The organism is Helicobacter pylori FD535 (assembly GCF_000296015.2).
In the GTDB taxonomy this organism is placed as follows: domain Bacteria; phylum Campylobacterota; class Campylobacteria; order Campylobacterales; family Helicobacteraceae; genus Helicobacter; species Helicobacter pylori_CT.
The window spans coordinates 47,057-59,680 of record NZ_AKHP02000045.1 but is presented as its reverse complement, the minus strand read 5'-3'; the positions used below and the strand labels follow the sequence as shown (position 1 = coordinate 59,680).

At 39.2% G+C, this 12,624-nt stretch carries 11 protein-coding genes; 4 read left to right on the top strand and 7 right to left on the bottom strand.

Annotated features, from left to right (window positions below; genetic code table 11):
• Positions 1 to 6: 6 nt before the first annotated feature.
• Complete coding sequence (locus DV63_RS15015) at positions 7 to 1,212, bottom strand: 2,3,4,5-tetrahydropyridine-2,6-carboxylate N-succinyltransferase (protein WP_000608579.1); 1,206 nt, start codon at positions 1,210 to 1,212, stop codon at positions 7 to 9.
• Positions 1,213 to 1,214: 2 nt separating this feature from the next.
• The gene (ispG, locus tag DV63_RS15010; RefSeq protein WP_000892442.1) at positions 1,215 to 2,294 is read right to left on the bottom strand and encodes a flavodoxin-dependent (E)-4-hydroxy-3-methylbut-2-enyl-diphosphate synthase; all 1,080 of its coding nucleotides are present in this window, start codon (positions 2,292 to 2,294) and stop codon (positions 1,215 to 1,217) included.
• 119 nt (positions 2,295 to 2,413) lie between these two features.
• Between ispG and DV63_RS15005 the strand changes: the two genes are divergently transcribed.
• Genes DV63_RS15005 through DV63_RS14990 form a run of 4 tightly spaced genes read left to right on the top strand, consistent with a single transcriptional unit; the run spans position 2,414 to position 7,506 of the window.
• Complete coding sequence (locus tag DV63_RS15005) at positions 2,414 to 3,541, top strand: succinyldiaminopimelate transaminase (RefSeq protein ID WP_000142400.1); 1,128 nt, start codon at positions 2,414 to 2,416, stop codon at positions 3,539 to 3,541.
• On the top strand, positions 3,534 to 4,883 hold the full coding sequence (gene murC, locus DV63_RS15000) for a UDP-N-acetylmuramate--L-alanine ligase (protein ID WP_000894817.1): 1,350 nt from the start codon (positions 3,534 to 3,536) through the stop codon (positions 4,881 to 4,883). The genes DV63_RS15005 and murC overlap by 8 nt, the downstream gene beginning before the upstream one ends.
• Complete coding sequence (locus DV63_RS14995) at positions 4,883 to 5,257, top strand: hypothetical protein (RefSeq protein WP_000500524.1); 375 nt, start codon at positions 4,883 to 4,885, stop codon at positions 5,255 to 5,257. Before murC ends, DV63_RS14995 begins: the two co-directional genes overlap by 1 nt.
• Entirely contained in the window at positions 5,257 to 7,506 is a 2,250-nt protein-coding gene (locus DV63_RS14990; RefSeq protein ID WP_001063744.1) for an endonuclease MutS2, read from the top strand. The genes DV63_RS14995 and DV63_RS14990 overlap by 1 nt, the downstream gene beginning before the upstream one ends.
• Before the next feature lie 151 nt (positions 7,507 to 7,657).
• On the opposite strand, the gene ppa is transcribed toward DV63_RS14990, so the two are convergent.
• The 5 genes from ppa to DV63_RS14965 are packed head-to-tail and all read right to left on the bottom strand — an operon-like array spanning position 7,658 to position 12,575.
• Positions 7,658 to 8,179 (bottom strand): inorganic diphosphatase, encoded by a 522-nt coding sequence (gene ppa, locus DV63_RS14985; protein WP_001047358.1) that lies wholly within the window; start codon positions 8,177 to 8,179, stop codon positions 7,658 to 7,660.
• 55 nt (positions 8,180 to 8,234) lie between these two features.
• Positions 8,235 to 9,248 carry a glycosyltransferase family 25 protein gene (locus DV63_RS14980; RefSeq protein WP_000564176.1) on the bottom strand — a complete coding sequence of 338 codons (1,014 nt, stop codon included), beginning with the start codon at positions 9,246 to 9,248 and terminating at the stop codon, positions 8,235 to 8,237.
• 25 nt (positions 9,249 to 9,273) lie between these two features.
• Positions 9,274 to 9,849 carry an adenylate kinase gene (locus DV63_RS14975; RefSeq protein ID WP_000811290.1) on the bottom strand — a complete coding sequence of 192 codons (576 nt, stop codon included), beginning with the start codon at positions 9,847 to 9,849 and terminating at the stop codon, positions 9,274 to 9,276.
• A 16-nt stretch (positions 9,850 to 9,865) separates the two neighbouring features.
• Positions 9,866 to 11,599 (bottom strand): aspartate--tRNA ligase, encoded by a 1,734-nt coding sequence (gene aspS / locus DV63_RS14970; RefSeq protein WP_001256440.1) that lies wholly within the window; start codon positions 11,597 to 11,599, stop codon positions 9,866 to 9,868.
• Between the two features lie 34 nt (positions 11,600 to 11,633).
• The gene (locus tag DV63_RS14965; RefSeq protein WP_000251173.1) at positions 11,634 to 12,575 is read right to left on the bottom strand and encodes a chemotaxis protein; all 942 of its coding nucleotides are present in this window, start codon (positions 12,573 to 12,575) and stop codon (positions 11,634 to 11,636) included.
• Between the last annotated feature and the right edge of the window lie 49 nt (positions 12,576 to 12,624).

Here is a 12,624-nt window from a genome sequence, read left to right as displayed (position 1 = left end):
TAATCCTTAATGCAGGTTTTGATTCAACTCAATTTTTTTCACGCTCCTAAAAGCGATCAGCTTGCCATTTTGGCTGTTGGAACGGAAATGCACGCCATTTTTTCCGGAAAGCTCTTTGCCTTTGTAAAGATTATTGGCATGTTTTTCTAAACCGCTATTCACTTCTAAAAGTTTTTTAAACTCATTTTCTTCAATTTCTACCACGCTCCCAGCTAGTATCGCAACGCCTGCATCCACAATACAGCCATCGCCTAAACTAATACCGGTAACGCTATTAGCCCCTAGCAAACAATTTTTTCCGATGCTAATGGGGTTGTTATTCCCTCCGCTTAAAACGCCTAACACGCTCGCTCCCCCACCAATATCAGTGCCTGCCCCCACCACCACTGACGAAGAAATACGCCCCTCATTCATGCACACTCCCATAGCCCCTGCGTTAAAATTCACATAACTAGCCCCGGGCATTTGAGTGTAACCACCGGTTCCTAAATACGCCCCAAAGCGCGTTTTTGAGCTATCCAATAAGCGGATATTATCAAACTCAGGGATTAGTTGCATCAAATAACGCGGAAATTTATCTATAAAATCAATGCTAGGGAAATGGCCTCGCATTTTTAAAGCCACTTCGTTCATTCTAAGCCATTCCAATTCATAAGGCTTGTTGCCGCTCCAAGCCGCATTAGAAAGCTGGTTAAAAATACCCTCTAAATTCAAACTCCTTAAAGGGGCTTTACCTAAAGAGAGCGCTAAAAGTTTCATATACGCGCTCTCCACACTCTCGCAAGGCTTATCTTCATACAAGATCACCAAGCGATAAAGAGACTCCCCATCGCTATTTTTCAGACGATTTTCTTCCAAAGCTTTTAAAAGCTCTAAAACCACCTGGATGTTTTTATGAGCCATTTTATTAGAATAGGCTTCATTCAAAAAGGGAGTATAAAAATCCAGTGCTTTTAACACAAAACTTTCATCAATCTCAATGACGCGCTCGCTCGCGCTTTCTTTTAGGATTTTTTCTTTAGAAAGCGAGTTGCAAAACACCGCATAAGAGCCTAAATTTTCATCTTTCCAGTTCAAAACGGGGTAAGTGGCGCATAAAATCTTTTTAGAAATAGGGGCAATATCCACTCTGGCAATGCCAAAACCTAAAGGCTCTTTATAGTGGTTGGATTGCTGGTAGTTGCTCACAAAATTTTTAAACTTATTGATCATGCCTAATCCTTTAAACTCTTTTCTCTTTCTTTAGCCAGATTTTCCACTTCTATCACAAAAGTTTCAAACAAATCCTTTTCAGCCAGTTTGTGAATGACTTTACCCTCTTTAATGATCAAACCGCTGCGATTCCCAAAAGCGATCGCCATGTCTGCATGCTTGGCTTCGCCTAAAGCATTCACCACGCAACCCATCACGCTGATGTCTAAAGGGGTTTTAATGTGGCTCAGGCGTTTTTCTACCTTGCTCGCCATATCCACTAAATTGGCTTCAATGCGCCCGCAAGTGGGGCAAGAAATCCAATTAATCCCTTCTTTCAAACGCCCGCTATGGCGTAAAATCGCTCTGGCCACTTTGATTTCATTTTCTAATTCCCCTGTGATGGACACGCGCATCGTATCCCCAATGCCCTCCATTAAAAGCCCCCCTAAAGCCATGGCGGATTTGATACTGGAGCTGAAAAGATTACCCGCTTCAGTAACCCCCAAATGGAAAGGATAGATCACAAGAGGGCGTAGCATTCTATAAGCTTCTATGGTGCGCATGACATCGCTCGCTTTTAAAGAAATCTTAAAATCAGTAAAATCCAAATCCTCTAAAAGCTTGGCGTTATACAAAGCGCTTTCCACCATGCCTTTTGGAGTGGGTCCGTATTTTTGATCAAACTGCTTTTCTAAACTCCCGGCATTCACGCCAATTCTTATAGGAATGTTGTTTTCTTTACAAGCACCAACCACCGCTTTGATCTTGTCTTTAGAACCGATGTTTCCGGGGTTAATCCTAATCGCATCCACGCTTTGAGCGGCAATGAGAGCGAATTTATAATGGAAATGAATATCAGCGATTAAAGGCAAAGGAGACACTTTTTTCAATTCTTTTAAGGCTAGGGCGTCCTTTTCATTACTCACCGCTACCCTCACTAAATCGGCTCCGGCGAGTTTGAGTCGGTCAATTTGATTTTTAGTGCTTTCAATATCAGCGGTTTTACTAAAGGTCATGCTTTGCATGCTTATGGGAGCATCACCCCCTATGGCCACGCCACCGATAAAAATTTGCTTGGTCTTAACTCTATTTTCCAGCATCAAACCTCTTCATCAGTTAAATTCTTACGCGCTATTATACTCTTTCTTGGTGGTTTCATACCATAACGCTTAAATTTTAGGTAAGATTAACCATTCCATTTTAAGATTAAAGTAGCCCTATGACCTTTGAGCCTTATCCTTTTGAACGATTAAGAGCCTTGTTTAAAGAAATCACCCCTAAAAAAAGGGGGCTAGATTTAGGCATCGGCGAGCCGCGATTTGAAACGCCCCAATTCATTCAAGACGCTCTTAAAAACCACGCTCATTCGCTCAATATCTACCCTAAAAGCGTGTTTGAAGAGAGTTTGAGAGAGGCTCAAAGAGGTTTTTTCAAACGCCGTTTTAAAATAGAATTGAAAGAAAACGAACTCATCTCCACGCTAGGATCTAGGGAAGTGTTATTCAATTTCCCTAGTTTTGTTTTATTTGATTATCCAAACCCCACTATCGCCTACCCTAACCCCTTTTATCAAATCTATGAAGGAGCGGCCCAATTCGCTAGAGCTAAAAGCCTTTTAATGCCCTTAACTAAAGAAAATGATTTCACTCCAAGCTTGAATGAAAAAGAGTTGCAAGAAGTGGATTTAGTGATCTTAAATTCCCCCAACAACCCCACCGGAAGAACCCTTTCTTTAGAAGAGCTGATTAATTGGGTCAAACTCGCTTTAAAACATGATTTTATTTTAATTAATGATGAATGTTATAGTGAAATTTATGAAAACACGCCTCCCCCTTCGCTTTTAGAAGCTTGCAAGCTTATTGGTAATGAAGCGTTTAAAAATGTTTTGGTTATCCATTCGCTCTCCAAACGCTCTAGCGCTCCAGGGCTAAGGAGTGGTTTTATCGCTGGGGATAGCCGCATTTTAGAAAAATACAAAGCGTTTCGCACTTATTTAGGCTATACGAGCGCTAATGCGATCCAAAAGGCTAGTGAAGCGGCTTGGCTAGATGATAGGCATGCAGAATTTTTCCGCAATATTTATGCGAATAATTTGAAACTAGCGCGAAAAATATTCAAAAACACGCTCATTTACCCTTATAGTTTTTACGTGTATCTGCCCGTTCAAAACGGCGAAAATTTTGCAAAAACGCTTTATCAAAACGAAGGCATTATTACTTTACCGGCTTTGTATTTAGGGCGTAATCGTATCGGCACTGATTGCGTGCGTTTAGCCCTTGTCTATGACACCCCCTTTTTAGAAAAGCCTTTAGAAATCATAGAATCTTATCGAGAAAGTCATGCTTGAAACCCCAAAAGTTTTACTCAAAAACATGCAAGATTGCAAGATCCATTTTATCGGTATAGGGGGGATTGGCATTTCAGGCTTAGCCAAATACCTTAAAGCGCAAGGGGCTACAATCAGCGGCTCTGATATTGCCATAAGCCCCAGCGTTAAGTATTTGAAAGCTTTAGGCGTAGAAATTAATATCCCGCATGATCCAAAAGCGATCAACAATCAAGATGTCATCATTCATTCCGCCATTATTAAAGAAGACAATACCGAAATACAAAGGGCTAAGGAATTAGAAATCCCTATTTTATCTCGTAAAGACGCTTTGTATTCTATCCTTAAAGACAAGCGCGTTTTTAGCGTGTGCGGGGCTCATGGAAAAAGCAGTATCACGGCCATGTTAAGCGCGATTTGCCCCTTTTTTGGAGCGATTATTGGGGCGCATTCTAAAGAGTTTGATTCCAATGTGCGGGAGAGCGCGAATGATAGCTTGGTTTTTGAAGCCGATGAGAGCGATTCAAGTTTTTTATTTTCTAACCCTTATGCTGCGATTGTGCCTAACACAGAGCCAGAACATTTGGAGCATTATGATCACGATTTGGAGCGTTTTTTCTTTGCTTATGAATATTTTTTAGACCATGCTCAAAAAAGAGTGATCTATAAAGAAGATCCTTTTTTAAAAAACTATTCTAAAGACGCTGTTGTTTTGGAAAAAAAAGACATTTATAATATTAAATACATTTTAAAAGATGGCGAACCTTACACTTCATTTGAATTGAAAGATTTGGGGGCTTTTTTGGTGTGGGGGTTAGGCGAACACAACGCCACGAATGCGAGTTTGGCCATTTTAAGCGCTTTAGATGAATTGGATTTAGAAGAAATTAGAAATAATTTATTGAATTTCAAGGGCATTAAAAAACGCTTTGATATTTTGCAAAAAAACGCGCTCATCCTCATCGATGATTACGCCCACCACCCCACTGAAATCAGCGCCACTTTAAAAAGCGCTAGGATTTATGCTGACTTATTGGACACGCAAGAAAAGATTGTAGTGATCTGGCAAGCGCACAAATACTCCCGCTTAATGGATAATTTAGAAGAGTTTAAAAAATGTTTTTTAGAGCATTGCGACAGATTGATCATCTTGCCCGTTTATAGCGCGAGCGAAGTTAAAAGAGATATTGATTTGAAAGCCCATTTTAAGCATTATAACCCCACCTTTATAGACAGGGTGCGTAAAAAGGGGGATTTTTTAGAGCTCTTAGTCAATGATAATGTGGTAGAAACGATCCAAAAAGGCTTTGTGATAGGCTTTGGAGCGGGGGATATTACCTATCAATTGAGAGGCGAAATGTAATGGGTGCAGCGGTTGTTTTATTTTTAACGCTAGTTTTATTGTTTTTAGTTTTAAGGGATTTTGGTTTAGCAAGCCCTAAACAAAAACTTGTGGCTTTTTTAATCGTAGGGATTATAGGAGCAAGCATAAGCGTTTATACTTATCAACAAAACCAGCAAAACCAGCAAGAAATCGCTTTGCAAAGAGCGTTTTTAAGGGGGGAAACCTTGTTGTGTAAAGGCATTAAAGTGAATAATCAAACCTTTAATTTAGTGAGCGGGACTTTGAGCTTTTTAGGCAAAAAACAAACCCCTATGAAAGACGTTCTTGTGGATTTGGATTCTTGTCAGATGCTTCAAAAAGATCCCTTAATCCAACCCTCAATGAACCCCTAATGAATAATAATAATAATACCCCACCAAAACCCCTAGAAGAAAGCCTGGATTTAAAAGAGTTTATCGCTCTTTTTAAAACCTTTTTTGCCAAAGAACGAGATACTATTGCTTTAGAAAGCGATCTCAAACAGGCTTTCACTTATTTAACTGAAGTGGATGCGATCGGTTTGCCCACCCCTAAAAGCGTGAAAGAAAGCGATCTTATTATCATCAAACTCACCAAATTAGGGACACTCCATTTAGATGAAATCTATGAGATTGTCAAACGATTGCGCTACATTGTCATTTTACAAAACGCTTTTAAAACTTTCACGCATTTAAAATTCCATGAACGCCTTAACGCTATTGTCTTGCCCCCCTTTTTTAATGATCTAATCGCTTTATTTGATGATGAAGGAAAAATCAAACAAGGGGCTAACGCTACCCTAGACGCTTTGAATGAAAGTTTGAGCCGCCTTAAAAAAGAGAGCGCTAAAATCATCCACCATTACGCCCACTCTAAAGAGCTTGCCCCTTATTTAGTGGATACGCAAAGCCACCTTAAGCATGGTTATGAATGCCTTTTACTAAAAAGCGGGTTTTCTGGCGCGATTAAAGGCGTTGTGCTAGAAAGGAGTGCTAATGGCTATTTCTATCTTTTGCCTGAAAGCGCGCAAAAAATCGCACAAAAAATCGCGCAAATTGATAATGAAATAGATTGTTGTATCGTTGAAATGTGTCAAACTCTAAGCCATAGTTTGCAAAAACACCTTTTATTTTTAAAATTCCTTTTTAAAGAATTTGATCTTTTAGACAGCTTGCAAGCACGGCTTAATTTCGCTAAAGCCTACAATTTAGAATTTGTCATGCCAAGCTTTACTCAAAAAAAAATGATTTTAGAAAACTTTTCGCACCCCATTTTAAAAGAGCCAAAACCCTTAAATTTGAAATTTGAAAAATCCATGCTCGCTGTTACCGGCGTGAATGCGGGCGGGAAAACCATGCTCTTAAAATCGCTTTTAAGCGCGGCTTTTTTAAGCAAGCATCTCATTCCTATGAAAATCAACGCCCATCATTCCATTATCCCCTATTTTAAGGAAATCCACGCCATTATTAATGACCCCCAAAACAGCGCGAACAATATCTCTACTTTTGCCGGCAGAATGAAGCAATTTAGCGCTCTTTTATCCAAAGAAAACATGCTTTTAGGCGTTGATGAAATTGAGCTAGGGACTGACGCTGATGAAGCGAGCAGTTTGTATAAAACCCTATTAGAAAAATTGCTTAAACAAAACAACCAAATCATTATCACCACGCACCACAAACGCTTGAGCGTATTAATGGCAGAAAACAAGGAAGTGGAATTATTAGCCGCTCTTTATGATGAGGAAAAAGAACGGCCCACTTACACTTTTTTAAAAGGGGTTATTGGCAAAAGCTATGCGTTTGAAACCGCTTTGCGCTATGGCGTGCCGCATTTTTTGATTGAAAAAGCGAAAGCCTTCTATGGCGAAGATAAGGAAAAATTGAATGTTTTGATTGAAAATTCCAGCGCGTTAGAAAGGGAATTGAAGCAAAAAAATGAACATTTAGAGAACGCTTTAAAAGAGCAAGAAGATTTAAAAAACGCATGGCTTTTAGAAATGGAAAAACAAAAAGAAATCTTTCACAATAAAAAATTGGAATGGGAAAAATCCTACCAACAAGCCCTAAATATCTTAAAAAGCGAAGTCGCTTCAAAAGATACCAGCTCCATGCATAAAGAAATCCATAAAGCGAGCGAGATTTTAAACAAGCATAAAACAAACCAAGAGATCCCCCAAATAATAACGAGCTTTCAAGCCAACGAAAAAGCGCGCTATAAAAATGAAAGCGTGCTGATTGTGCAAATTTTAGACAAGGGCTATTATTGGATAGAAACCGAGCTTGGCATGCGTTTAAAAGCGCATGGGAGTTTGTTGAAAAAAATCCAAAAACCCCCTAAAAACAAATTCAAACCCCCTAAAACAACCATTCCTAAACCCAAAGAAGCGAGCTTGCGCCTTGATTTAAGGGGGCAACGCAGCGAAGAAGCCCTGGATTTACTAGACGCTTTTTTAAACGACGCGCTTTTAGGGGGTTTTGAAGAAGTGCTTATTTGCCATGGCAAGGGGAGCGGGATTTTAGAAAAATTTGTGAAAGAATTTTTAAAAAACCACCCTAAAGTGGTAAGCTTTAGCGACGCTCCCATTAATTTAGGCGGCAGTGGGGTTAAAATCGTTAAATTGTAGTTTTTGGCGCTTTTTTATGGGGAATTAATACAAAAATCCGCTTTAAAACATAAAGCCATTTTTACACCAACACCCAATAAAAACAAAGCCTTTTTAAAAAAGCGTTAAAAAGGGCTTTTAAGCTTAATTGAGCCAAAACCCTTAAGAATCTTTAGCCTTGATAGGCTTTTATCGCTTTCTCTAAAACCTTAATCGCGCTCTCTTTGTTTTCAAACCCCTTGACTTTCACCCATTTATTAGGCTCTAAATCCTTATAAGTTTCAAAAAAATGCTTGATTTTATCTAAAGTGTGTTTGGATAAATCATCAATATCTTTGACATAGGAATGCGTGGGATCGATCTTATCTATGGGTAAAGCGAGTAATTTTTCATCCATTCCGCTTTCATCTTCCATGTTCAAAACCCCAACCAAGCGCGCTTTCACCACGCTCCCGGCTTGAAAAGCCACATCGCTTAAAACAAGCGCATCTACAGGGTCGCCATCAGATCCTAAAGTGTTAGGCACAAAGCCATAATTTGCGGGGTAATTTTGCGCTCCATAAAGCACCCTATCCACCATTAAAGCCCCGCTTTCTTTATCCAATTCGTATTTGATATTAGAATGCTTGGATATTTCAATTACCACGCACAAAGCGTCAGCGTCATGGCTAATTTCTAGTTTTTCTAAATTCATTGCAATCTCCTTTGAATAATAAAAAAGACTTATTCTAACATAAAGCCCGCTCTTTTTAAACCTCTTTAGGGGTTTTTAAAGGAGCGTATTGTTTGCTGTATTTGTGAAAGGCTTTTAAACGCTTTTTAGCATTGAGACTATAAAAGAAAAGCCCCCTAAAAGTTGATTTTTTAGGCGGAAGCGGGTAAGATTTCAAGCTCTTTTTTTGGGGCTTTTGGATGGTGCTGTCTAAAGAATGCTCGCTTAAAGAAACAGGGCAAGGCACATAGGTAAAGTTAGCAATGCCATGGTAAGTGGGGCTGTTTATGAACATATCCACCGGCTCTATGATTTTAAAACGCTCCGTGGCTTCTATAAAAGTTTTAGCTCCTTTAGGTGTGATATAGTATCCTGCTGTAGACGCCACATACACGCTGGTGAGATAGAAATGCTCTAAAAAAAAGGCTTCTTTTTCATGCGTTGAGTAACAGTTTCTTTGTATTTTTTTGAGAAAACCTAAAGCAAAATGGATGCATTTATAAACAGAAAGGCTTGAAAGCTTGCCAATAAAAATATTTGACATTTCTCTACATTTTTCTAAAATAGAGCGATTTTTTAAAGAAGAATCAAAGGGAGGAAATACAAATTCTTTGGGTAAAACATGGAATTTTGTATCGTGGTAATACCAATAGCACCCATAGAGTCTCACAAAATCAAAAGGGCTTTTCAAGCAATCTTCTAGGGCTTGCATCAAGTTAAATTCTAGCGCTGCATCATCTTCCAAAATAACGACCGGTTGGTTTGTTTTAACGCATTCTTTCCATAAAAAATAATGGCTTAAATAGCACCCTAATTCAGGCAAAGTCAAACCATCGCTAATGTCTGAATGATACCAATCAGATTGCAATAAACTCGGAGCGTCATAAAGCTCTTGAACGAATTTTTCAAAATCTTCATGTTTAGGGCTAATAGCGTCAAAGATTTGAAAAACACAACGCCCCTTAAATTTTTCATTGGATTCTGAAACGAGCTTTTCAGTATCCAAACGCCTTTGACTTTCTTTTAAAGAAATGATATAGACACAAATCACAGCTTATTTTCTTTGAGAGTGCATTTTAATTCCCAAAAGACAAAATATATTCTTGCATTTCGCCCACAATCTCTTCAATGCTCCTCTCCCCATTGATCACTTTATACACCTTCTTATTTTTGTAAAAATTTTGGATCTCACCCAACGGATCCAAAAACACCCGCATACGGTTATGAAACACCACCTCATTATCATCAGCCCCCCTAGAGCGTCCTAAAACCCTTTCTTTAGCGGTGTTTTCACTCACTTCCACTTCAATCACGCTTTTTAAGACCACTTCGTTTTGAGCGTTCAATTCCTTATCCAAAGCCCGCATTTGTTCCACGCTCCTAGGATAGCCATCAATTAAAATGATCCCTTTACTAGAACTTTTAATCGCTGAAAGGATCGTTTCTACCACAATTGCTAAAGGCACTAATTCGCCTTGAGAAGTGAATTTCTCAATCAATAAGCCTCGTTCGGTCTTTTTAGCGCTCTCAGCCCTTAGTAAATCACCGGTAGAAAAATGAGCGATTTTTCCGCTGTTATTCTTAGCGATAAGCTCTGCATCAGTGGTTTTACCACTCCCTGGGGCTCCAATAATCAAAAATAGTTGTTTCATATCTTATCCTTTCAAATTATTTTCTCAAGCGAATGTGTAATTCTCTCAGTTGCTCTTCATTAATGGGGCTAGGAGCGTCAGTCAATAAACATGAAGCTTTTTGCGTTTTAGGGAAAGCGATCACATCTCTGATGCTGTTGGATTTGGTCATTAGCATGATCAAGCGATCAAAGCCTATCGCAAAGCCCCCATGAGGAGGAGCGCCAAACTTTAGCGCTTCCAGTAAAAAGCCAAATTTCTTTTGTGCTTCCTCTTCGTGGATATTGATTTTTTCAAAGACTTTTTTTTGCATTTCTTCTTTATGAATCCTAATGCTCCCCCCACCAAGCTCCACGCCATTAAGCACCACATCATACGCATGCGCTTCAATCTCTTCTATATCTTCGCATTCTATATTTTTAGGCATCGTAAAAGGGTGGTGTGCGGCATGATAGCCGTTTTCGGTTTTTTCAAACATGGGGAAATTGACTACCCATAAGAAATTCAAAGCGTCTTTATCAATCAAATCAAGCGTTTCAGCCACCTTCAAGCGCAAACGCCCCATGTAATCTAACACGATTTTTTTATCCCCGGCTCCAAAAAAGACAATATCCCCAGTTTTTGCACCAGTTTTTTCTAAAATATTCTTAAGCCCCTTTTGGCTTAAAAATTTAACTAAAGGCCCTTTAATCCCGTCTTCTTTAATTTGCAAATACGCCAAGCCTTGAGCCCCAAATTGGTGCACAAATTCTTCTAATTCTTTTAAAACGCTGCGGCTAAAAACCGCATCAGCCCCCTTAACGTTCAAAGCTTTAATGCGTTTGTTTTTAGGATCTTGCGCGATATTAGAAAAAATAGCGTTTGAGCTGTCTATAAAACAATCCCCCACTTCTATTAAAGGCAATTCAAAGCGTAAATCCGGCTTATCGCTCCCGTAATTTTCCATCGCTTCCTTGTAAGGCATGCGTTTAAAAGGTTTAGAAATATCATGCCCAATCGCTTTAAAAATCTCTTGCAACAAATCTTCCACCACGCCCATCACATCATCTTCATCACAAAAACTCATTTCCGCATCAATCTGGGTGAATTCTGGCTGCCTGTCCGCTCTTAGATCTTCATCTCTAAAGCAACGAGCGATTTGAAAATACCTGTCCATTCCCCCCACCATTAAGAGCTGTTTGAACAATTGCGGGCTTTGAGGGAGCGCGAAAAATTCACCCTCATGCACCCTGCTTGGCACTAAATAATCCCTAGCCCCCTCAGGCGTGGTTTTAGACAAAATGGGGGTTTCAATCTCTAAAAAACCCTTTTGAGCCAAAGCGTTACGGGCGGTTAAAGCTACTTTGCTACGCAATTTAAAGATTTCATAAGCGTTCAAAGAGCGTAAATCCAAATAGCGGTATTTCAAGCGCAAATCTTCATTCACATTTTTATTGCCGATTTCAATCGGCGGGGTAGCGCTTTTATTTTCAATGACTAACTCTTCTAAAACAATTTCAATTTTACCGGTTTTTAGTTTAGGGTTTTCTAAACCAGGCCCTCTTAAACGCGCTTTTCCTTTAGCCACTAGCACAAATTCACTCCTAACTTCTAAAGCCTTTTCATAAGCCTTAGAGCTAGGATCACAGACCAGTTGCACTAAACCGCTCTTATCCCTTAAATCAATAAAAACCACGCCTCCATGGTCTCTATAAGTGTTACACCACCCAGCCACTTTGATGGTTTTACCCACATCTTTTTCACTGATTTCTGTGCAGAAATGACTTCGCATGTTTTATCCCTTTAAATTAAAACAAAAATTAAATTTATGAAAGCGTTTTTTTAAGCATTTCATGGATTTCAAGAATGTTAGATTTTACCACAAAACCATCCGCTTCTAAAGATTGGGCTAATTGGCGGTTAGAATCGCTGCTCATGGACGAATTGATAATCACAGGAAGATGCTCAGTCCTATTATCAGCTTTAATGGTTTTTAGCACTTCAAACCCTGAAATAACAGGCATTTCTAAATCCGTAATGACCACGCCGACCTGTTGGTAATGTTCTTTTTCATACAAATAATCCAACAATTCCCTCCCGTTCGGGAAGGCCAAATAACGCAATTCTAAAGTTTGAACGATTTTTTCTAGGGTTTTAAGAGCGCTTAGAGAGTCTTCAGCGATTAAAATGAGTTTTTGGCTTTGAATGGCTTCTATGCAACGCAAAGTCAAATCGTCTAAATCTTTCAAGCTAGGGAAAACATCGCTAATCATCTTTTCCACGTCTAAGATCTGCACCACTCTCTCTTCATCAAAACGAGTGATAGCGATAAGCTTACCCTCTTCATTAATGCCTTGTTTGTCCCCGGCGCTAATCTCAGTCCAATTTTTATGAATGATTTTTTCAATTTTTAAAACCTTTAGAGCGATGGAATGGTTAGAAAAATGGCACACAATCACCAAATTATGGTCATCTTTAACGCTGCATTCTGTTAAATTGCGACTTTTATCATTAGCGTTATAATGCAACCACCTTTTCACATCCACTAAAGGGATAGACTCGCCCCTAACGCTCAAAAATCCAAGCATCATGCCATCGCTCCCCCCAAGAATCTCTGTAACCTCCCCATCATAATGGATGATTTCTCGGATCTTAAAAATGTTTAAACCATAAAGCTGGGTGTCTTTTTCTTTATCCAATCTAAAACACAGAAATTGCGCTTCGTTGTTTAAGTGCAACGAAGTCGTTTTGTCAATATCTCTTACCACCTAATTTCCCCTAAAGCCCTATCAAAAGATTAAATGTTATAATACTACC